14 protein-coding genes are annotated in these 21,541 nt (G+C 73.5%); 9 read left to right on the top strand and 5 right to left on the bottom strand.

From position 1 onward, the window contains the following. From AB0J10_RS19305 to eccB, 3 genes are all read right to left on the bottom strand, one after another. On the bottom strand, positions 1-504 hold the full coding sequence (locus AB0J10_RS19305; protein WP_363063069.1) for a hypothetical protein: 504 nt from the start codon (positions 502-504) through the stop codon (positions 1-3). Between the two features lie 256 nt (positions 505-760). Next, positions 761-2,005 carry a type VII secretion-associated serine protease mycosin gene (gene mycP, locus AB0J10_RS19300; RefSeq protein WP_363063067.1) on the bottom strand — a complete coding sequence of 415 codons (1,245 nt, stop codon included), beginning with the start codon at positions 2,003-2,005 and terminating at the stop codon, positions 761-763. Positions 2,006-2,018: 13 nt separating this feature from the next. Then, the gene (gene eccB / locus AB0J10_RS19295) at positions 2,019-3,539 is read right to left on the bottom strand and encodes a type VII secretion protein EccB (RefSeq protein ID WP_363063065.1); all 1,521 of its coding nucleotides are present in this window, start codon (positions 3,537-3,539) and stop codon (positions 2,019-2,021) included. Positions 3,540-3,720: 181 nt separating this feature from the next. Between eccB and eccE the strand changes: the two genes are divergently transcribed. The 9 genes from eccE (at position 3,721) to AB0J10_RS19250 (ending at position 16,370) form a co-directional block, all read left to right on the top strand. Then, positions 3,721-5,055: a type VII secretion protein EccE gene (eccE, locus tag AB0J10_RS19290; RefSeq protein ID WP_363063063.1), complete on the top strand. Its 1,335-nt coding sequence runs from the start codon at positions 3,721-3,723 to the stop codon at positions 5,053-5,055. Beyond that, a complete protein-coding gene (locus AB0J10_RS19285) occupies positions 5,055-5,774 on the top strand; it encodes a hypothetical protein (RefSeq protein WP_363063061.1) in 720 nt (239 codons plus the stop codon). The genes eccE and AB0J10_RS19285 overlap by 1 nt, the downstream gene beginning before the upstream one ends. 216 nt (positions 5,775-5,990) lie before the next feature. After that, entirely contained in the window at positions 5,991-6,224 is a 234-nt protein-coding gene (locus AB0J10_RS19280) for a DUF397 domain-containing protein (protein WP_363063059.1), read from the top strand. Positions 6,225-6,748: 524 nt separating this feature from the next. Next, positions 6,749-10,096, top strand: coding sequence for an SCO5717 family growth-regulating ATPase (locus tag AB0J10_RS19275; protein ID WP_363063057.1), 3,348 nt, complete (start codon positions 6,749-6,751; stop codon positions 10,094-10,096). Between the two features lie 208 nt (positions 10,097-10,304). Continuing rightward, positions 10,305-12,290 (top strand): ABC transporter substrate-binding protein, encoded by a 1,986-nt coding sequence (locus AB0J10_RS19270; RefSeq protein ID WP_363063055.1) that lies wholly within the window; start codon positions 10,305-10,307, stop codon positions 12,288-12,290. Between the two features lie 3 nt (positions 12,291-12,293). Next, positions 12,294-13,433 (top strand): ABC transporter permease, encoded by a 1,140-nt coding sequence (locus tag AB0J10_RS19265; RefSeq protein WP_363063053.1) that lies wholly within the window; start codon positions 12,294-12,296, stop codon positions 13,431-13,433. Next, positions 13,430-14,317: an ABC transporter permease gene (locus AB0J10_RS19260; protein WP_363063051.1), complete on the top strand. Its 888-nt coding sequence runs from the start codon at positions 13,430-13,432 to the stop codon at positions 14,315-14,317. Before AB0J10_RS19265 ends, AB0J10_RS19260 begins: the two co-directional genes overlap by 4 nt. Then, the gene (locus AB0J10_RS19255; protein WP_363063049.1) at positions 14,314-15,285 is read left to right on the top strand and encodes an ABC transporter ATP-binding protein; all 972 of its coding nucleotides are present in this window, start codon (positions 14,314-14,316) and stop codon (positions 15,283-15,285) included. Before AB0J10_RS19260 ends, AB0J10_RS19255 begins: the two co-directional genes overlap by 4 nt. Continuing rightward, positions 15,282-16,370: an ABC transporter ATP-binding protein gene (locus AB0J10_RS19250; protein ID WP_363063047.1), complete on the top strand. Its 1,089-nt coding sequence runs from the start codon at positions 15,282-15,284 to the stop codon at positions 16,368-16,370. The genes AB0J10_RS19255 and AB0J10_RS19250 overlap by 4 nt, the downstream gene beginning before the upstream one ends. A 143-nt stretch (positions 16,371-16,513) precedes the next feature. On the opposite strand, the gene AB0J10_RS19245 is transcribed toward AB0J10_RS19250, so the two are convergent. Both AB0J10_RS19245 and AB0J10_RS19240 read right to left on the bottom strand, forming a co-directional pair. Continuing rightward, positions 16,514-17,464, bottom strand: a complete 951-nt coding sequence (locus tag AB0J10_RS19245; protein WP_363063045.1) for a bifunctional riboflavin kinase/FAD synthetase — start codon at positions 17,462-17,464, stop codon at positions 16,514-16,516. Positions 17,465-17,522: 58 nt separating this feature from the next. Further along, a complete protein-coding gene (locus AB0J10_RS19240; RefSeq protein WP_363063043.1) occupies positions 17,523-21,335 on the bottom strand; it encodes a trypsin-like peptidase domain-containing protein in 3,813 nt (1,270 codons plus the stop codon). Between the last annotated feature and the right edge of the window lie 206 nt (positions 21,336-21,541).

Raw genomic sequence — 21,541 nt, 5'->3', positions numbered from 1 at the left:
TCACCCCAGGTCCCCGTCACCGGACTGCTTGCTGTCGTCACGCGGCTGCTCGGTCCGGCCGGTCTCGCCGGGTGCGTTGTCCTGCTTGTGCTCCGCCGCCCGGCGCTCCTGCGCCTGGTGTTCCTGGAGTACGCGCGTCTGGATCGAGTGGAAGCGCTGTCGCAGGTCCTCTTCCAGGTTGTCGAATCCGACCTCGGCTCCGCGCACGGCGATGCTCAGCATCTCGATCTGGTCGCCAAGGGACTTCGAGAGCTTGACGATTTCGGTGTGGACCCGGTTGTACTGCGCGTAGAGACCGTCAGCCTCGGCGAAGCCCGAACCGGGGGCGCTGAACGAGCTGCGGGGCACCGTCCGGGTGGCCAGCTTCGACTTGCCGGCCTCGCCTTCCTCGAGTTCCGCGAGCAGCGCGTTCACCCGTTCCTGGAAACGCTTCAGCGCGCCGACGCCGCGCTCAAGGTCGCTCGAGCCCTTCGCGCCGCCCTCGCCAGCGTCCGTTGGCGACATTACGACCGGTCCTCCCCGTTTACAGTCATCACAAGAAATTCACACAACGTGATCGTGGAACGTTGTGACTCATCATTCACTCATACACAGAGGCCACTCTAGTCACTGCCTCTGACAGGCCCAAGTGGCTTGCCCGCCACCCGACTTCCCCCGACTCCCGCCCTTCGTCCGACGACCTGTCGACCCTATGCGGTTGCAACGGGCTTCGAATCCGTACGGCTACTCAGACGCGAACGGCCCCGTGGTCCGCCGGCGTTCATGTCACCGCCCCCGTCCCCCGTCCCCTCGCCCGCCGCCGCGCGTCCCGCACCGTCACCGCGCCGCCGACGATCACGGCGACCAGGACCGCGCCGCCCACCACGACGTACGTCGCGAGGCGCGCGTTGCGTTCATCCGCGGTCTCGCCGAGGTGGAGTTCGGCGGGGGTCGGGGCCTCGGCGCCGGAGAGGCCCTCGTGGGCGACGGGCTTCTCGATCGGCTCGTCGTCCTCGGTGAGCGCGCGCACCGGGTCGACGACGCCCCAGCCGACGAGGCGGTCGTGCCCCGCGATGGACCGTTCCGCGGTCTGCTGGAGCTGGGCGACGACCTGCTCCTGCGTCCAGTCCGGGTGCTTGCTCTTCACGAGCGCCGCCACCGCCGCCACGTAGGGCGCGGAGAAGCTGGTGCCGTTGTCGGCGCAGTGGCCGCCGCCGGGAACCGTGGTGACGACGTCCACGCCGGGGGCCGCGATGCCGACGAAGTCGCCGGACTGGGAGAACGCCGCCCGTTCGTTGTTGCGGTCGGACGAGGCGACGGCGAGCACACCTTCGAAGGAGGCCGGGTAGGTCTTCTTGACGTTCCCGCCCGTCCCGTCGTTGCCCGCCGAGGCGACGACGACGATCTCCCTGTCCAGGGCCTTGTCGATGGCCTGCATCAGCTCGGGGGCGGGTTCCACGGCGCCGGCCGTGTCCTGGGAGATGTTGATGACGCCGGCGCCTTCGGCCACGGCGTGGTCGATGGCCGTCGCGAGGGTCCTGGCCGTGCCGTGCCCCTCGGCGTCGTTCTGCTGGATGGGGATGATCGTGGCCCCGGGGGCGAGGCCGACGAAGCCGGTGCCCTTGGCGGGGCGTGCGGCGATGATCCCCGCGACCTTGGTGCCGTGGCCGACGGTGTCGGAGGTGCCGTTCTCGTTGCCGCGTTCGATCTTGTTGCCGGACGCGTCCTTGAGGTTCCTGTCGAGGAGGTTCCTGCCGCTCCTGACGTCGACCGCCGGGGTCAGCTGCGGGTTCTTGACGTCGACGCCGGTGTCGATGACGGCGACCCTGACGCCCTTGCCGGTGGACTGCTTCCACAGCTCGTCCAGGAGGACGCGCTGCAGCGCCCAGGGGCGGCCCTCGTACTGCTTGCCGGGGTAGGTGCACTGGTCGGGGCCGTCCGCCAGCGCGGGTGCGGCGGGCACGGCCACCAGGGCGAGCGCGACGGCCGCCGGGGCGGCCAGCAGGCGCCGGTACGTGTGCGTCATGTCGGGTACCGCCTCACGAGCCCTGCGGCTGGCGTGCGGCGCCCGTGGAGAGACGGGGGCCGGTCGGCAGGAAGGAGGACCACGCGGCCGGCACCGGCACGGGGTCGACGTCCTTGTAACCGAGCCGGTTCTGGGCCTGCTGGGCCTCCTGCTGCCGGGCCTCACGCTCCTTCCTGGATCCGGAGGCACCGATCCCGGAGTCGTCCGTCGCGCTGTCGCCGTTGGACTGCATGGCGTACCGCAGTCCGGTGTCGGTGACGAGGAAGAGGAACCCGGTGTCCGTACGGGAGCCCTTGAACTGGCGGAAGAGCTGACCGGAGCCGGGGGTGACGTAGGCGCTGCTGGAACCGGTGGGGAGGGTGGCGGGGAACTCGGTGCCCGCCCAGGTGCTGAGGGTGGTGGAGCCGTCGTCGTCCACCTCACGGAGGACGTTGCAGACGGTGTTGCGGCTTCCCTCGTCCGTGCTCGCCGAGTTGACGGGCGCCGGGGCGTGCTCGGGCCACTTCTTGTCCTGGCCGAACGCCCGGCCCGGCCGGAAGGCGGCGGCGCTGACGGGCTCGGCACGGCCGTCCTGGCCGAGGCCGATCAGGTCCCGGCTGCTGAGCAGCAGCTTTGCCGTGAAGTCGGTCACGGGGGCCACCCGGCCGCTGAGGACGACGTACTGCTGGACCCGGGTGCCGTCGGTGGCCTTGAGGACCATGCCCACCTTGTTCACCTCGTCCGGGAGGTCGCCGGGGACGCCGGCGTCCCGGCCTGCGCCGGGAACCGTCGGGAAGCCGACCTTGTCGCCCTTGTGCAGGGTGTCCAGCCACGCGGCGGACACCCGCTGGGGGGCCCGTCCGAGGCCGACGAGCTGGCGCAGGAGAAGTTCGTCCTTGTCGACGGGGTACGCGGTGCCGCCGGCGTCGACGACCCAGCGGGTCGTGTCGGGGCCCTCGACGTAGATCAGCTCCCCGCCGCGGAGCCGTTGGGCCCCCTCGGTCTTCCGTTCCTCCCGCTCGGCGAGGACGAAGGCGGCCTTCTGGATGGTGCGGCCGCCCTCGCCGGGCCGTTCGCAGACCGCCCAGCGCTTGGCGACGCCGGCTTCCTCGGCGTCCGGCAGGCGGTCCGGGGCGTAGGGGATGCCGAGCGTTGCGCCGTGCGGGATCCTGCCGTTGTCGAGCACGGACTCGTCGACGTTGATGACCTTGCCCTTGTCGGGGTCGAGGAGCAGCTTCGCCGACGACATGTTCAGCACGGGGTGGAGCTGCTTCTTGCCCTTCGTCTCCAACACGACATAGCGGGTCGTCGACTTGCTGGCGATGATGACGTTCTCTTTGGGCTTGTCCCAGTTCTGGGGTGCCACCGGCTTGAACATGCCCCACGCGCCGAAGACGGCGAGGACCACCACGGCCACGATGGCTCCGGGAACCACCGCGCGCAGGGGCCGGGGCGCCCCTTCCTCCGAACCCGTCGTGTTGGGCTGCACGAACTGCGCGACCAATCTCCGCTTCGCGAAGGTGTATGCGTTGAGTTCGTCCCGACGTGATGCCATCTGTCCGCTGTCCCTCTCCCCGCTGGGGCGACCAGGTTGCCGTGCCCCCGTGCCGGGGCCCGTCGCCGCACAGCCCCTACTATGCCTGCTGGCACTTGCGCCCCACTGCTCAGGTAGGGTGATCGCCCGGTCAACGCCCATGGGAATTTGGTAAATACGGACACGAGGGGGCAACGCGGCGATGGGTACGGCGACTCGCTCGCGAAGTGGGCGGACTTCCGGACAGACCCCTGAGAGTTCCCGGCGGCAACGCAGCAACGTCCCGCCGGACGGTGGACCCCGGGCCGCTCCGGCCGCGACCACTCTGCGGCCCCTCGCGAGCGCCGGCCGGATCGGACCGTTCCAGTTGCGGCAGTTGGTGCTCGTGGAGCTGGCGCTCGCCGTGGTCCTGGTGGGCGCCGCGCTCGGCGGTCTCTGGCTGGTCCCCGCCTGCGCCGCCGCAGCGGCCCTGCTGCTTCTCGCGGTGGTCCGGCGGCGCGGTCACGCGCTGCCGGACTGGCTGTCCACGGCCCTCCGCCTGAGGGCGCGCCGCCGGGCGGCCGAGCCCGCGGGCGCGGACGTGGATCCCTCTCTGGCGCCTCTCGCGGAAGCCGCTCCGGGGGTACGCCCGTTCACCTACGTGGACCGCGATCGCCGCACGGTCGGCATGCTCGGGGACGGCTCGTTCCTGACGGCGGTCGTGCGGGTGGAGGCGAGCGGCTCCGGGCTGCGTCCCGCCTTCGGGTCGCGGGCACTGCCGATGTCGCTGCTCGGCGGTGCGCTGCAGGTCGACGACATCGCCGTGGAGTCCGTGCAGTTGGTCCAGCAGGTGCGGTCCGCGCCCGCGCCGCATCTGCCGCAGCAGTCGGTCGCCCGACTGTCCTACGCCCCCCTGCAGGAACGCACGGGTGCACCCGCGTTGAGGATGACGTGGGTTGCCGTGAAGCTGGACCCGGAGCTCTGCCGCGAGGCCGTCGAGGCCAGGGGCGGCGGCGTGGACGGCGCGCAGCGCTGTCTGGTGCGAGCCGCCGACCATGTGGCGAGCCGACTCACCGGGGCCGGCTTCCAGGCGGTGGTCCTGGACCAGGAGGAGCTCAACTCCACGATCGCGACCGCGGTCTGCGCGAGCCCACGGGCCGCCGCGCTCGCCGGCCGGCCGGGTGCCGCCGCCCAGCGCCGCACCGCCGAGACCTCCCGCGTCTGGCGCTGCGACGACCGCTGGCACACGACGTACGCCGTCGGCCGCTGGCCCGAGTTGGGGCGTGGGGCGCAGCCGCTGCCCATGCTCGTGTCGGCCCTGACCTCGGCCCCGGCCCATGCGACCACGTTCAGTCTCACGCTGCGGCGCGGCGCGCGTCAGGGTGCGCTGGCGGTGAGCGGACACCTACGGATCACAGGTGGCTCGGACACCGAACTGGTCGGAGTGCGGCGGGTGTTGGAGCAGGCCGCACGCGCGGCCAAGGTCGGGCTGCTGCGGCTCGACCGCGAGCAGCTGCCCGGCGCGCTGGCGACGATGCCTCTGGGAGGTGCGCGGTGATGGGTACGGCGGCGGGCTCCGCACGCGGGCTGAGGGGGCTTTTCGGCCCCCGGCACGCGGGGCACACGATGGCGGCGGACGACCTCGGAGCGCTGTCCCTGCCGGTGGGCGACGACGGGGTGGTGATCGGCGACGACGCCGAGGGCCGTCCCCAGATCGTGGGTTTCCACCGTTCGACTCCGTACGACGTGCTGTTGATCGGCGGTCTCTGGACGGCGCAGGTGCTGGCGCTGCGTGCGGCGGGTACGGGCGCCCGGGTGGCGGTCGAGACCGGGCGGTCCGGGGCGTGGACGACACTGGCGCAGGCGGCTGGAGCGGGCCTGGAGTGCATCACGCTCCACGACGTGGGCCGCGTGCCGCCGATGGGTGCCACTGTCGGCAGTCCGGTGGTCGTCGTCCGCGACTGCGGGATGCGGCCTCCCCGGGGGCGTGTGGTGTCGTCGCCGTGGCAGTCGGTGCTGACGCTGCTGCCGTATCTGAGTCCGGTCGCGCCCCGGCTCCTGCGGGACGCCACGTTGGTGGGCGTGCAGCGGGTCTCGCCGCAGGAGGCCGAGCAGATCGGCCGGATCCTCGGGCTCGGGCGGGCGGAGACCGATGCCCTGCCGACCCTCGCCGACGGGGTGACGCTGTGGGTGTCGGGACGCGAGCGCCACTGGGTGATGACGAGCGGGACGGACGCCGAGACGGGCCTGCTGGGTGTGGCCCGCCGGATGGACTGATTACGTCCCGGCCGCCGGCGGTCCGGCCGTCCCCGTGTGATCCTGCGGCCTGTCCCCGAGCGGCTGTGGTCCTGAACGTCGCTGGATAGGATGCCCGGTGTGACCCGGGCAACATCCATATGCGCGGCCCCTTTTGGGGATCTCGTGGGGGACGGTGCACGACCGGGCCCGTTCGGGGCACTTGGTTCTCGGCACCACCGAAAGGAAGCGTGACTCATGGGCAGCGCACAAGAGAAGGAAGAGCTGTACGCCCTCGACATCTCCGGCGTCGAGTGGCGCGGCGCGCCCGGCACCAGCCCGGACGAGGAGCGCGTCGAGATCGCGTACCTGCCCGGCGGTGCGGTCGCGATGAGGTCGTCGCTGGACCCGGGGACCGTGCTGCGTTACACCGAGGCGGAGTGGCGGGCCTTTGTGCTCGGGGCCAGGGACGGGGAGTTCGACCTGCGCTGAGGACCAGGCGAGTCCGGTTCCGCGCTCGGGGGCCGCGGCGGCGAGTCCCGTCCACGCCGAGGACCCCGGGCCGGTCGTGGGGCCTGGTTCCGGACTCCGGGGCGGGAGACCGGACCTGCCCGCTCAATTCCCGGTGCCGGGTGCTCGGTCGGTGCGGCCGCGGCGGGGCGGCTGCCCCGGCCGCGTTCGACGGTGGGCGCTGACCGTCGGACGTCCGCACTTGTGTCGATCCTGTGACGCCTCGAGTGCCCCGGTGCCCACGCCTTTGCCGGTTTCGCCCTCACCCCGTGGACGCCGCCTGCCACCTGGGGTGAGCCGCGGCGGAGGATGGCGCGGCGGACAGCCGTCGGTGGACGGTCCGGCCTGCCGTACCGTCGGTGTTGGCGATTAGGGTGGGTCAGGGCGCAGCAAGAACCTGCGGGCAGGTGCGCGGCGTCGTACGGGGGGAGAGCCGGGCGGACCGACGACGGTCACGGTCGCCCCCACCCACCACGGCACGAGGGTGCTCGACCACAGGAGGCAAAGTGAACGGCGATCGGGACGAGATCCGCGAGGGCTGGAGCACGCCCGTCGACGATCAGTCCGACGCGGAGCCCTCGGAGATGACGGGTGAGTTCACCATCGACTACACCCCGCCTGCCTGGTACACGCAGAACGCGTCGGGGAACACGGCGGGCGGCTCCCCCGCGCAGGGGGCGACTCCCCCGCCGCCGTCCGGTGCTCCGGTCGCCGTGCCGGGCCTGCCTCCGGGCAGCGGTTTCGAGCCGAACTGGCCTCCGGTGGCGCCCGCCCCGGCGCACCACCAGGCACCCGTGCCCCCTTACGAGCCGGCACCCGGGTCCGAGCCGGTGGCCACGGCTCAGGGCCCGGCTCACGATCCGGTCCGGGATCCGGCCCAAGCGGCGGGAGTCGCAGCGGGCGGTCCGGCTCCCGCAGATGCCCCCGCCGTTCCGGCAGACGCGGCGTCGCAGCCGTTCGGCGGCGGCGATGTGGAGAGCGGGGCGACGATGCGTTTCTCCCCCGCCGCGCTGAAGCGTGAGATCGCGGAACGCGAGGCGGCGGCCGCTGCGGAGCAGGGGGCCGTCGGGGCTTCCGACGGGGCTCCGTCACCCGCCTCGGACACCGGCGGCCGGTATGACGATTCCGTCGCGGCCGAGGGCGGGACGCGCGGCGGACGCGCGGACGCGTCCGGGCCCGAGGACGCGTCCGGGCCCGAGGACGACGGCGGCAGCACGGCCACCGAGGGCGTTGTGGCCGAGGCCGGAAGCCCCGTCGCTCAGCGGAACGAGGATGACGACGCGCCCGAGGACGGTCCCGCGGCTGTGGGCGGGCGTGCGGACGCGGCCCACGCCGAGGGAGAGGCGGGCGAGTCCGCCGATGTCGGACCCGACGCAGAACGGGACGACGCCGCCCACGACCGTCGGCCGGCCGACGCGGGTCCCACCGACGGCACGCCCTCCGACGAAGCGCCCGCCGACACCGCGCCCGGGGACGGCACGCCTGCCGACACCGTGCCCGGGGACGCAGCGCCGCAGGACGCGGTCCACGAGCCCGCCACCCCGCAGGACGCGGTCCCATCGGTGACGCCGCAGGACGCCTCCCCGGCGCCGGCCGCCGCACAACCGTGGGCTCCGGCTCCGGGCGCCGCGCAGGGTGACGGCGGCGGTCTGCCACCGCTGCCGCCGGCCTTCCCGCCCGCCGCGCCCGCCGCCGCGCCCCAGTGGCCCGTACAACCGCAGTCCACGGACCAGCCCGCGGCCGCCGGCTCCCAGTACCCGTCGCCCGTTCGGCCCGAGCCGACCTCGCCCACCGCGGGGGCGCCCGGTCAGCCCGGTTACGGCTTCCCGCAGCCGGACCTCCAGGACCGGAACCCCGTCGCCCCGCATACCGGCTACGGCTTCCCCCAGCAGGCGCACCAGCAGCCCCGGCAGGACGTACAGCACCCCAACCCGGCTGCGCCGCAGCCCGGTTACGGCTTCCCCCAGCAGGCAGACGGCCCGGGGCTGCCCCGGGCGCAGCAGCCCGGTGCTCCGCTGCCGCCTGCCGCTCCCGGTTCCGACGCCCGGCCCCCGCAGGGCGGTTACGGCTTCCCGCAGGCGGGCCGGCAGCCAGGTGTCCCCGGGCAGCCGCCGCACCACGCGCCCCAGGGCGGGCAGCCGCCGCACCCTCCGGTGCCGGCCGCTCCCCGGTCGCCGGCGCAGCAGCCGCCGCCGGAGCAGCCCGCCCAGGCGCCCGGACAGCCGCATCCGCACGGGCAGATACAGCAGCCCCCGGTGGGCCCGGTCGACCCGCGGACCGGTGCGGCCTGGCCCCAGCCCGTCGCGCACGACCAGCGCGAGCGTTCCGTGCCGGGTGCTCCGCTGGGATACACGGCGGCGGTGGAGCTCTCGTCCGACCGTCTGCTGCGGAACACCAAGCCCAAGGCCAAGTCGAGCCGCAACCCCTCCGCCTCGGCCCGGTTCAGGATCGGTGGCAAGAAGGAGGAGGCCGAGCGGCAGCGCAAGCTCGACCTGATCCGCACACCGGTGCTGTCCTGCTACCGGATCGCCGTCATCAGCCTCAAGGGCGGCGTCGGCAAGACGACGACCACCACCGCGCTCGGCGCCACCCTGGCCACCGAGCGGCAGGACAAGATCCTGGCGATCGACGCCAACCCGGACGCCGGCACGCTCGGGCGACGGGTGCGGCGCGAGACCGGCGCGACCATCCGCGACCTGGTCCAGGCGATCCCGTACCTCAACTCGTACATGGACATCCGCCGGTTCACCTCGCAGGCGCCCTCCGGCCTGGAGATCATCGCCAACGACGTGGACCCGGCCGTCTCGACCACGTTCAACGACGAGGACTACCGACGCGCGATCGACGTGCTGGGCAGGCAGTACCCGATCATCCTCACCGACTCCGGGACCGGTCTGCTCTACAGCGCGATGCGGGGCGTGCTGGATCTCGCCGACCAGCTGATCATCATCTCCACCCCGTCCGTGGACGGCGCGAGCAGCGCGAGCACGACGCTCGACTGGCTCTCGGCACACGGGTACGCGGAGCTGGTGCAGCGTTCGATCACCGTCATCTCCGGTGTCCGCGAGACCGGCAAGATGATCAAGGTTGAGGACATCGTGCAGCACTTCGAGACCCGCTGCCGCGGTGTCGTGGTCGTGCCGTTCGACGAGCATCTCTCCGCGGGCGCCGAGGTCGACCTGGACATGATGCGCCCGAAGACGCGTGAGGCGTACTTCAACCTGTCCGCGATGGTCGCGGAGGACTTCGCCCGGGCCCAGCAGGCGCAGGGCCTGTGGACCTCCGGCGGCCAGGGCCACCAGCCGCCGCACATGGCACCGCCGATGCCCAACCAGCCGTACGGGGGACATCCGCAGCCGGGGATGCCGTACGCGCCGGCCCCCCAGCCGCCGCAGCACCCGGGGCAGCCTTCGCAGCAGCCGGGTCAGCCGCCCCAGCCGGGCGGTCCGCAGCACCCGGGTCAGCCGCCGCACGGCGGTCACTCCCCGCAGTACTCGGGGCAGCCGCCGCAGGGCGGGCAGCCCCCGTTCGGGGGACAGGATCCCCATGGCGGGCAGCAGCCGTACGGCGGGCCGATGCCGGGCGGGCAGCAGCCGTGGCAGCAGACTCCGCCGTCCCGGGCTCACTCCGTGCCGAACCCGGCCGGGCCGCCGCAGACACCGCCCGGAGCCTTCCCCGCGCAGCCTCCCCAGCCGGGTCAGCCGCCGGCCCAGGGCGGGACCTCCGGCCGGCAGCCGGGCGAGTCCGGTCAGCCGGGCCAGGGCGATCCCCAAGGACCGCTCCCGCCCGGTGGTTACGGCTACGGCTACCCCGGGCAACAGCCGCCGCAGGCACCGCCGGCCTCTCAGCAGTAGGGCGTCAGCGGTTCAGACCAATGAGGGCCCGCACCGTTTTCCACGGTGCGGGCTCTTTGGCGTTCATGCAGCCCACAAGGGTTTTGACGCGGCGTCACGGCATCGTTGACTCGTCTGGACCACGCTGATAGACCTTCGCATCACCAGTTGGCGCCCAGAAGATCCACGTGCCTCCTCCATGCGAGTTACGACGCGAGGTCAACGTCCCATGATCACAACGGCTCCGCACCGCTCCCCCCGCCCGAACCGCCCCTTCCGCTCGCGGCCGGGACGTCGCCCGCGTCGCCTGCTGCGGCTGCTGCTCGTCTGCGGTATCGCGGCCTCCGCGCTGTCAGCCGTACCACCGTGGACACCGGCCCAGGCACAGGCTCAGCCCCGGGCAGAACGTTCCACGCACGGCACCGGGCAGCTCACGGACGGCCGCACGAGCCGGGACGGCACCGGCACGAGTCAGGACGACGGCAGGAGCGACGACAAGGACGGGGCGGACAACGTTCTGACCGTGGCCGTCTCGCAGAGCGTCGACTCCCTCAGCCCGTTCCTCGCGCAGCGACTCGTCTCCACCAGCGTCCACCGGCTGATCTACGAGTACCTGACGAACTACGACCCCGGGGACGCGCGCCCGGTACCGGGTCTGGCCACCGCCTGGAGCCCGTCCCCGGACAAGCTGACCTGGACGTACACGATCCGCGAGGACTCCACCTGGTCCGACGGCAGACCCGCCACCGCCGAGGACGCGGCCTGGACCTTCAACAAGATGATGAAGGACCCGAACGCCGCGACCGCCAACGGCAGTTTCACGGCCAACTTCGCCGAGGTCACGGCTCCGGACCGGACGACGCTCGTCATCCGGCTCAAGAAGCCCCAGGCCAACATGACGGCGCTGGACGTCCCGATCGTGCCGAAGCACATCTGGGAGAAGGTCGGCGACTTCTCGACGTTCAACAACGACAAGGCGTTCCCGATCGTGGGCAACGGGCCGTTCGTCCTGACCGACTTCAAGGTCGACCAGTACATCCGGCTCAAGCCCAACAAGGGCTTCTGGCGGGGCGCACCGAAGTTCGACGAACTCGTCTTCCGGTACTACAAGGACGGTGACGCCGCGGTCGCCGCGCTGCGCAAGGGGGAGGTGTCCTTCGTCCCCAATCTCACCCCGGCACAGGCCGCTTCCCTGGAGAACGCCGAGAACATCAAGGTCAACGACGCCCCGGGGCGTCGCTTCTTCGCCCTGGCCGCCAACCCCGGCGCGCGGGCGAAGAACGGCGGCCGGTTCGGCAGCGGTCACCCCGCGCTGCTCGATCCGGTCGTGCGCAGGGCACTGTTCCACGCGGTCGACCGGCGGACCATCGTCGACAAGGTGTTCCAGGGCCATGCCGTGGAGGGCGAGGGATACATCCCGCCCCGATTCGCCCCGTACTTCTGGAGGCCGGACGCCTCGCAGCGGATCGCCCACGACCCGGCGAAGGCCGCCGCCCTGCTCGACGCGGCCGGCTACCGGAAGAACGGCAGCGGCAAGCGGACGGGCAAGGACGGCCGGCCGCTGGACTTCCGCATCCTGTGCCACGCCACCGACCCCAACGACAAGGCGGTCGGCAAGTACCTCCAGGAGTGGTGGGGGGACCTGGGCATCGGGCTGAAGGTCGACTGTCTCGACAATGTGTCCGACCCGTGGCTCAAGGGTGACTACGACCTGGCGTTCGACGGCTGGTCGGTGAATCCCGACCCGGACTTCGTCCTGTCGATCCACACCTGCTCGGCCCTGCCCGCAACCCCCGGGGACACCGGTGCCACGGACAACTTCATCTGCGACGAGCGGTTCGACGAGTTGTACGCGCAGCAGGCGGTGGAGTACGACACCGCCAGGCGCGGCGGCCTGGTCCGGCAGATGCAGTCCCGGCTGTACGACACCGGCCTCATGAACGTCATGGTGTACCCGAACGCGCTCGAGGCCTATCGCACCGACCAGATCAAGTCCATCACGACGATGCCCGAGGCCGGGGGCAACCTGTACGGGCAGGACGGCTACTGGAGCTGGTGGTCCGCCGAGCCCGCCGCCGCGGGCCGGGCGGCCTCGGGCGGTGGCGGCTCGTCCGCCGCTGTCGCGATCGGCATCGGGATCTCGGTCGTCCTGGTCATAGCGGTCGGCGTCCTCACCAGTCGGCGCCGCCGTGCCACCGCCGACGACCGCGAGTAGCCGATGAGCAGCACCACGAACTCCTCCGGCTCCTCCCCCGACGCCCCGGACGCCCCGGACGCCCCGGCGGGCACCGCCCCACCGGGCGCCTCCGGGATCGAGATGAAGGTCGTGGCGCCGTGGCACGGCTCCCCCGGCGGGGGAGCCCGGACGTCCGGCGGGAGGGCGGCCGCCTATCCGGCGTACCTCGCCGGCAAACTCGGCGGGGCGGTCGTGTCGTTGTTCGCCGTCCTCGTGACCAGCTTCTTCCTCTTCCGGATCATCCCCGGTGACCCGGTCAAGGCGATGACGCACGGCATGCCGACCAGTGCCGAGCAACTGGCCACGCTGAGACGGCAGTTCGGGCTCGATCTGCCACTGTGGCGGCAGTTCACCGAGTACTGCACCGGCGCCCTGACGGGCGACCTCGGCATGTCGTACCAGTTCCGTGCGCCGGTGGGCGAGCTCATCGCCCAGAAGCTTCCGGCGACGCTGCTGCTCACCGGTGTGGCGGTGGTCGTCTACTCGGCGCTCGGGCTGTGGCTCGGTACACGCTCGGCGTGGCGGCACGGCGGGCTCGGTGACCGGCTGAACACGGGCGTGGCGCTGACGTTGTGGTCGGTGCCGTCGTTCTGGCTCGGGCTGCTGCTGATCATCACCTTCTCGGTGGGGATCGGGCCGGTGCCGGGCGTCTTCCCGACCGGAGGCATGGAATCGGGCGGCACGTCCGGTGTCGCGCACGTCCTGGACGTGGCGCACCACATGGTGCTCCCGGTGCTGACGCTGGTGGCCGTCGGTTACGCGCAGACGCTGCTGGTGATGCGCTCCTCGCTGCTCGACGAGATGGGCGGCGACTATCTGACGACGGCCCGGGCCAAGGGATTGCGGGACGACGACGTGCGGCGACGGCACGCGGTTCCCAACGCCCTGCTGCCGACGGTGACGATGGTGTTCATCAACCTCGGACATGTGGCGGCCGGGTCGATCCTCGTCGAGACGGTCTTCTCCTGGCCCGGGCTCGGCGGGCTGTTCTACCAGGCGCTCAGCGTCCCCGACCTGCCCCTGGTGCAGGGGCTGTTCGTGGTCTTCGCGGGGGCGATGATCCTGATGAACCTGCTCGCCGACGCGCTCTATCCGCTGCTCGACCCGAGGGTGGGCCGATGACCGGATCCCTGCACTGGGCGCGCCGACGCGCCTCGGTCGCGCGCTTCTGGCGCCGGTACCGCACCCACCGGGCCGGGGTCGTGGGCCTCGCCGGTCTGGCACTGCTCGCCCTGATCGCCGTCGCCGCGCCGCTGCTGGTCGGCACCGACGTCCAGAGCGTGACCCACGCCCCCGGCAGGGCGCTGGAGTCGCCGAGCGGCGCCTTCCCGCTCGGCACGGACCGGTTCGGGCGCTCGCTGCTCGGGCTGCTCGTCTGGGGGGCCCGGATCTCGCTCACCGTGGGCCTGCTCGCCGCCGTGCTGTCGGTGGCCATCGGTACGCTCGTGGGCATCGTCGCGGGTCACTACGGCGGCTGGTTCTCCACGGTCGTCATGAGGATCACCGACTGGTTCCTCGTGATGCCGACCCTGGTCCTGGCGATCGTGCTGGCCACGGTGCTGTCGCGGAGCGTGTGGACGGTGATCCTGGCCATCGGGGTCACGACCTGGCCGACGACGGCGCGGCTGGTGCGCGCGCAGACGATCGCGGTCGAGTCGCGGCCGTACATCGAGCGAGCGAGAGCCCTGGGCGGCGGCCACCGGCACATCATGACCCGCCATGTGCTGCCCAATGTGATGCCCCTGGTACTGGCCCAGACGACCCTCGGCATCTCCACCGCCATCCTCACCGAGGCGACGCTGGCGTTTCTCGGGCTCGGTGACCCGTCGGTGGTGTCATGGGGCGGCATGCTCCAGGACGCCCGGGAGGCGGGCGCGGTGTCGTCGGGCCACTGGTGGTACCTCGCGCCGCCCGGGATCGCCGTCGCGCTGGTGGCGCTGGCGTTCACGCTGTGCGGGCGGGCCGTCGAATCCGTCCTCAATCCCAGGCTGGGGGTGGCCCGTTGAGTCTGCTGGAGATCAGGGACCTGCGGGTGACGTACGGGTCCGGGGCGTCAGCCGTCCCGGCCGTGCGCGGAGTGGACCTGAAGCTCGCCGCCGGGCGGAAGCTGGGGGTGGCGGGCGAGTCGGGCTGCGGGAAGTCGACGCTGGCCCTGGCGCTGCTGCGGCTGCTGCCCGGATCGGCCCGGCTGTCCGGCGAGATCCTGCTGGACGGCGAGGACGTGCTCACCATGAAGTGGGGCCGGCTGCGGGCGGTGCGGTGGGCGGGGGCGTCCGTCGTCTTCCAGGGGGCCATGCACTCGCTGAACGCGGTGCACCGCATCGGGGACCAGATCGCGGAGCCGCTGCTCGTGCACGGCCGGGCGACGCACGGGGCCGCGCGTCGGCGTGTCGGGGAGTTGCTGGAGCAGGTGGGGCTGCCGGCCTCGCGCGCGGCGGCGTACCCGCACGAGCTGTCCGGCGGGCAACGACAGCGTGTGATGATCGCGATGGCACTGGCCTGCGACCCCCGGCTGCTGGTCGCCGACGAGCCGACGACCGCGCTGGACGTGATGGTCCAGGCTCAGGTCCTGCGACTGGTCGAACAGCTCGTGTCCGGGCAGGACATCGGACTGCTGATGATCAGTCACGATCTGTCGGTGCTGGCCGGCACCTGCGACCGCCTCGCCGTGATGTACGCGGGCCGGGTGGTGGAGGAGGGCCCGGCCCGCGCCGTGTACGACGCGGCGGAGCACCCCTACGGCCGGGCGCTGTCGGCGGCGTTCCCGCGGATCGGGGATCCCGCGTCGCGCCGGGCCCCGCGCGGGCTGCCGGGCGACCCACCCGACCCTTCGGCACTGCCGGGGGGCTGTACGTTCCGTCCGCGCTGCCCGGTGGCCCTGGAGGTGTGCGGCAGGGACGAGCAGAAGCTGCGCCGGGCCGGTCCGGACCGGCTCGCGGCCTGTGTCCGCGTCGATGTGCGGGAGGAAGCATGAGCGCTGTCGACGAGACCGGAACGGACCGGAGGGAGGCGTCCCCGGATGCCGCCGACGTCCCCCTGCTGTCGGCCTCCGGTGTCCGGGTGTCCTTCCCCGGCCGGCGGGGGGCCGCCGCGGCGCGCGCCGTCGACGGGGTCGATCTGGACATCGGCGCTGGGGAGATCGTCGCACTGGTCGGCGAGTCCGGCTGCGGCAAGACGTCCCTGGCGCGGGCGCTGCTCGGTCTGGTACGGCCGGAGGCGGGGCGGGTGTCCTTCGGAGGCGCGCCGCTCGCCCACGACTCCCGGGCGCTGAAGGCGTACCGCAAGCGGGTGCAGCTGGTGCTGCAGGACCCGAGCGGATCGCTCAACCCGCGGCACACCGTGTACGAGGCGGTGTCGGAGGGGCTGCGGATCCACGGGTACGAAGGCGGCGAGCGGGAGGCCGTCGCGGAGGCGCTGGCGCGCGCGGGTCTGCGGCCGCCGGAGCGGTTCTTCCTGCGCTACCCGTATGAGCTGTCCGGGGGCCAGCGCCAGCGTGTGGTGATCGCGGGCGCGCTGGTCCTCCGGCCCGAAGTCATCGTGGCGGACGAACCGGTGGCCTCCCTGGACGCCTCGGTACGCGGCGAGATCCTGGCACTGCTCCTGCGTCTGCGCGATGAACTGGGCCTCTCCGCACTGGTGGTGACCCATGACCTGGGCCTGGCCTGGAACATCGCGGACCGGGTCGCCGTGATGTACCTGGGGCGCATCGTGGAGACGGGTACGGTGGAGGATGTTCTGACGCACCCTCGACATCCCTACACACAGGCGATGCTGTCGGTGCTTCCGGAGTCGGCGGTGGCGCCGGTGGTCCTCTCCGGCGAACCGCCGGACCCCTCGCGCGTACCGCCCGGATGCCGCTTCCACCCCCGCTGCCAGGTCCTCGCCTCGGGAGCGGCCGACGCCGCCGGTGTCGCGGGCAGGTGCCGTACGGAGGATCCGCCGGTCCTCGCCGGGGGCTCGACGGCTGCGGTGGCCTGCCACTGGGCGGTCTCGACGGGGGCGGCTCCCGGAGGGGGCCTCGACGGCAATGGGGACCCGGTGGTCCCGCCGAGGGCGTGAGGCGGCCCGAGAAGGGTCCGTGCGGGGATTGCCGCCCGGCGGGGTCCGAACGGACCCACGGGCGCGCACGGGGCGAGGCGGCACCCCGGTTCATGCCGAGGCCCCGCTCGCGCCCCGGCTCCCGGGCGCCGGGCCGTGGCGCCCTACGCGTCGTACTCCGCGGTCAGTTCGCGGGCGCGCTTCACATCCGCGGCGATGGCGTCGAGAAGGGCATCGACGGACTCGAACTTCGCCATGCCGCGTACATAGGCGAGGAAGTCGACGGCCACGTGGAGCCCGTACAGATCGAGGCCGACGCGGTCGATCGCGTAGGCCTCGACGGTCCGCTCGGTGCCGTCGAACTGCGGGTTGGTGCCCACGGAGATCGCGGCGGGCATCCGCTCGCCGCCGGCGTCGAGCCACCCCGCGTAGACGCCGTCGGCGGGGATCGCGGTGTGCGGCAGCGTCTCCACGTTGGCCGTCGGATAGCCGAGCTCGCGGCCGCGCTGGGCTCCGCGGACGACGACGCCCTCCACCCGGTGCGGACGGCCCAGGATCTCCGCCGCCCCCTCCATGTCCCCCTCGGCGATCAGCCGCCGGGTCAGCGTGGACGAGAAGGGCTCGCCGCCGCCGGCCTCGCCCCGCACGAACAGGTCGACCACCTCGACCTCGTAGTCGTAGGTGCGGCCGAGTTCGGCCAGGAAGTCGACGTTGCCGGCCGCCTTGTGGCCGAAGCGGAAGTTGGGCCCCTCGATGACCGTGCGGGCGTGGAGTTTGTCCACGAGCACCTTCACGATGAAGTCGGCGGGCGACAGCTTCGAGAACTCGGAGGTGAACGGCAGGATCAGCACCGCGTCCACACCGAGTCCCGCCATCAGCTCGGCACGCCGGTGGTGCGGAGCGAGCAGCGGCGGGTGGCTGCCGGGGCGCACGACCTCGCTCGGGTGCGGGTCGAACGTGACCACGACCGACGGCACGCCCAGCTCACGGGCGCGCTCCACGGTCCGCCCGATGATCAGTTGGTGGCCGCGGTGCACGCCGTCGTAGGAACCGATGGTGACGACGCTGCGCCCCCAGTCCTGGGGGATGTCCTCCAAGCCACGCCAGCGCTGCACTGTGACCGCTCCTCGCCCGAACCCGAATTATCGAACCTGTGTACGCAAGGATGACTTCTCACGCAGGTCTAAGACTGCCATGCCCGCGCAACGCCGTCGGCATCGGCACCTGGCTGCTCAACACCTCCAGCGTCCGGCGTGTGCTGGGTCCGATCACCACCGCCCACTCCCGCGGCGCCGCGGCCTGCCAGCTCACCACCTCGGCGGCGAATCCGGGCACCTGGCGGGCCAGCTCGACGAGTCGGCGGTCGAAGCGGTTCGCGCCCTCGGGAGTGCGCACGAGGAGGAGGCCGACACGATGGACCAGTTCGCGGACTCGGGAACCCGCCGGTCGCCTTCCCGGCGCGCACACGGCTGCCTGGAGCAGGGCGTCCAGGACCTCCGGGTCCCCGCCCGCGTACCGCTCGTGCTCCAGGAGGACGTCCAGCAGCTCGGTGCGCAACGGCTCGCCGGCCGGGCCCCCCGGTGTGGCGAGCACGGCGGCGACCGCGCAGCGTACCTGCACGGGGCGGCCGCGCAGCAGGTCCACGACCAGCGGCAGGAGCACGGCTCGCGCCGACGCGCCCTGCCGCAGCCGGAGCCCGACGAAGGCCGCCGCGTCCGGGGCACCGGCGGGCCGCAGGCCCACGTACTCGCTCACCAGCCCGGCGGCACGGCGGGCCAGCGCGGGCGTACCGAGTCCCGCGAGCGCCCGCAGCACGTCGCCCGCGCCGTCGCCCGGTCGGCGCAGCGCGGCGCGGAAGGCTGCGAACACCGGCTCGGGGTGGGTCGTTGCCGCACTGACGAGAACGTCTGCGGGGACTCCCGGATCGTGGTCGCGATACGCCTCGAGGGCCCTCGCGAGGTAGCACGGCCGGCTGCGCGGGTCGCGGACGAGGACGGCCAGCGCCGCGCCGTGCAGAGCGCTGTCGGCGGGCCGCGCGAGCAACGCGAGCGCCGCGTATCTCAGCAGGTCCCGGTCGCCCTCGCCGGTGACGTGGGCCGCCACCACGGGGGCGTACGTGGCCGCGGCGAGCCGGCGCACCGGCCGGGTGTCGTCGTGGGCCCAGCGGTCGACGGCCCGGCAGACGGCGGACGGCTCGTCCTCGGCGAGCGCGGCCAGCAGCTCCCGGGCACGGGGGTGCACGGTGCTGACGAGCGCCTCGCAGAGGTCGTCGACGGCCCGTCCCCGGTGGGTGTGGAGGAGCGCCTGGGCCGCCGCGGCGACGGTGGGCCTGATGGCGGCGCCGGGCGCGGCGGGCAGCGGCCGGTCGTCGGTGAACCACCGGCAGAGCAGCGGCTGGACGGCCCGGGGCGACCGGGCCAGCCGTTCGGCGACCGCGTCCAGATAGCGGGGAGGCCGGGCGGCACCCGGTTCTTCCCCGTGCCGTCGGCCGCCCGGCGCGGGACGGGTGACGCCCGGCGACCCGGCCGGTCCCGCGCCCGACACCTCGCTGGCCGCCGACCCGACATCGCCCCGCGGCGAACGGGCCGGGCCGGCACCGGGCAGCGTGCCTGCCGGGAATGCGCCGGCGTGGCCCGGCGGCGCGCCGTCCATCACGGCAGCGGCGCCCCTCGGCGTGCCGCCGCGGGCGGTCCCGGCGCGGTCCGGGGGTCCGTCGGCCGGGACGAGACGGCGCAGCAGGTCGATGCGCTCGGCCTCGCCGATGTGCAGCGCCTGCCAGAACGAGGGGCCGAACTCGCCGAGTGCGGCCGGCCGGCGGGGGCCACCCGGCCGCAGCGAGCGCCGGGTGATGCGGTCCGCCAGGGTGCGCAGCACGCCGAGGTACCGGCGGGCGCGCGGCACTCGCAGCAGCGTCTCCCTGAGCAGTCCGGCGGCCCACCAGCGCACGTCCGCGCCCGGCCCGAGCCCCGGGTCGGACCTGCCGTCGGAGCCGTCGAGTCCGTCGAGCACGTCCAGGCTCTCGGGCCCGCCGGACCCCGGCGAACCGTCCAGGCCGTCGAGCACGTCGACCAACGCCGCGAGCCGCGGTGCCAGTGCGGGCTCCCCGGATCGGCGGTCCAGCAGCAGCAGGGCCTGGACGACCGTGCCCTTCCGGTGCCGGGGCAGGGCCGGTGCGGCTCCGTCCGAGGCGGCGGGGTCCGTGGGCCCCGGGCGGCGCAGCAGCGGATGCAGGACCGTGTCCACGTCGAGGTGCGCCGCCTGCAGCCACTCGGCGACTTCCTCGTGGGCGAAGCGGTACCCGCCGCCGGCGGGCACCAGCAGTCCCGTGGCGAGCACCGCGGACGCCCAGCCCGTACGCCAGGGGAAGAGGTTCCCGAAGGTCTCCCGGTCGAGTCCGCCCTCCCCCTGGCCGAGGCAGTGGCGTGCGGCCTCGTGGACCCGCCCGGCCACCCGGGCCGCCAGCCGGCGCACGGCGGCCGCCTCCGGCTCGGCCCCAGCGGCCCCGGCGATCCGCGTGGCGGCCCGCAGGCACATCAGGTCCGTGTGCGCCGAGAGGACGTCCTCACGCGACGGCTGTCCCGGAACGTCGTCGGGCAGTGCTTCCCGCACCTCCGCGAGCAGCGTGAGGGCCAGCGGATGGCGGGCGTCCGAGGCGGCCGGCGCAGCGGCCGGGAGTCCGAGGCGCGTCCTCGCCCGCCGGGCCTCCCCCTCGGTCAGCGGGCCGAGGTGCAGGGCGGGCCGGCGCATGCCGGCCGCCGGGTACAGCGGAGCGGTCCGTTCCCAGTACTCGGGCCGGCAGGCGAGGACGAGCCGTACGCCGTGCCCGCGCAGCCAGCGCGTCGTCTCCGCCGCCCAGTCGGGGAGCCGGGCGGCTAGGGCGGGGGGCATCTCCTCGGGGCCGTCGAGGAGGACGAAGAGCGGTCGGCCCGCCTCCCGGGCGACCCGTGCCACATGGTCCGGTGCTGCCTCGGCGCCGGCCGTGGGAACCGCCCAGGGACCGCTGCGATGGGCCGTGACACCGGCGACGACCCGGCCGGAGCGCGCGAGCGCACGGGCCACGGCGTCCGCCAGGCCGCGGTCGTCCGCCGAGAGGTCGGCGCCGCGCAGCCAGATCGAGACGGCCGGTTCCGTTCCGTGGTGGGCACGGCGGGTGGCGAGCGCGGCGAGTTCGGTGGTCCGCCCGCTGCCGGGGGCGCCGGTCAGGGCGAGGACGAGCGCCGGGGACTCCTCGAACTCGGTGAACTCCCGGACCACGTGGGCGCGTTCGACGGGTTCGGACCGGGCGTCCCCGGCGCGGACCGGGCGGGCGGGGCCGAGGGACACCGCGGCGAGCCGCAGGGCGCCGGCGAGATTGAGATCGGCCCCGAACCCGGCGACGGTCCGGGCGTTGTGCCGCAGCAGCGCGGCGAGCGGCCCGGCGGGGTCGATCGCGGCGGCCGTGCGCAGGGGTACGGCGAGCCCCGCCACGGGATGTCCCGTGGCGGGTGCGGTACCCGCGAGGACGGCCACGACGGAGCCGGTCCTGGTGTCCACCACCGGTCCGCCCGTGGCCGCACCGCCGGGGCCCAGGGCGTCGCTTCCCTCGGTGCCGACGGCCAGTTCGACTGCGCCGTCGAGCCGGTGCGCACGGCCTGCCACGGTGTAGGTGGCCGGGATCTCCCCGAGGACGCGCGCCTCGCGCCAGCCGCCGGCGGGGATGCGCACGTACGCGCCGTCCTCGGGCCGGTCCCGGACGGCGAGGGGCAGGGGTCTCAGTCCGAGCCCCGTGGTCCGGACGAGTGCGAGATCCGCCTCCGGGAGGAATGTGACACCGTCGGCGGCCACGGCTCCGCCGCCGGGCGCCCGCAGCACGATCCGGTCGAGCCCATCGACGGCCTCATGGCTGGTGACGACCGTGCCCAGGTCGTCCACGGCGAAGCCCGTCCCGCACGGCCGGCCCGCCGGATCACAGATGCGCACCAGCGTCGCCAGGTCCCCGCGTCCCATGGTTCCGACGGTAGGCCGGTGTTGATCACCGGGAGAAGGCCACCGGACGAACGCGCCCCCGAGTGCACCCCCGATGCACTCCGAGCGCCTGCCCGTTGGGGTGAATCCCCGCTGCGGGGCGGATAGACACCCTCCGAGGGGGATCGTGGAGCGGGCAGTGGCCCTGCCCGCTCCACGATGGAGTTCTCCCGGCGGCCCCGCCGGGG

It is taken from the genome of Streptomyces sp. NPDC049887, from assembly GCF_040656535.1.
Lineage (GTDB): Bacteria > Actinomycetota > Actinomycetes > Streptomycetales > Streptomycetaceae > Streptomyces.
The sequence above is the reverse complement of the archived record's forward strand: the minus strand, read 5'-3'. Positions and strand labels throughout refer to the sequence as shown.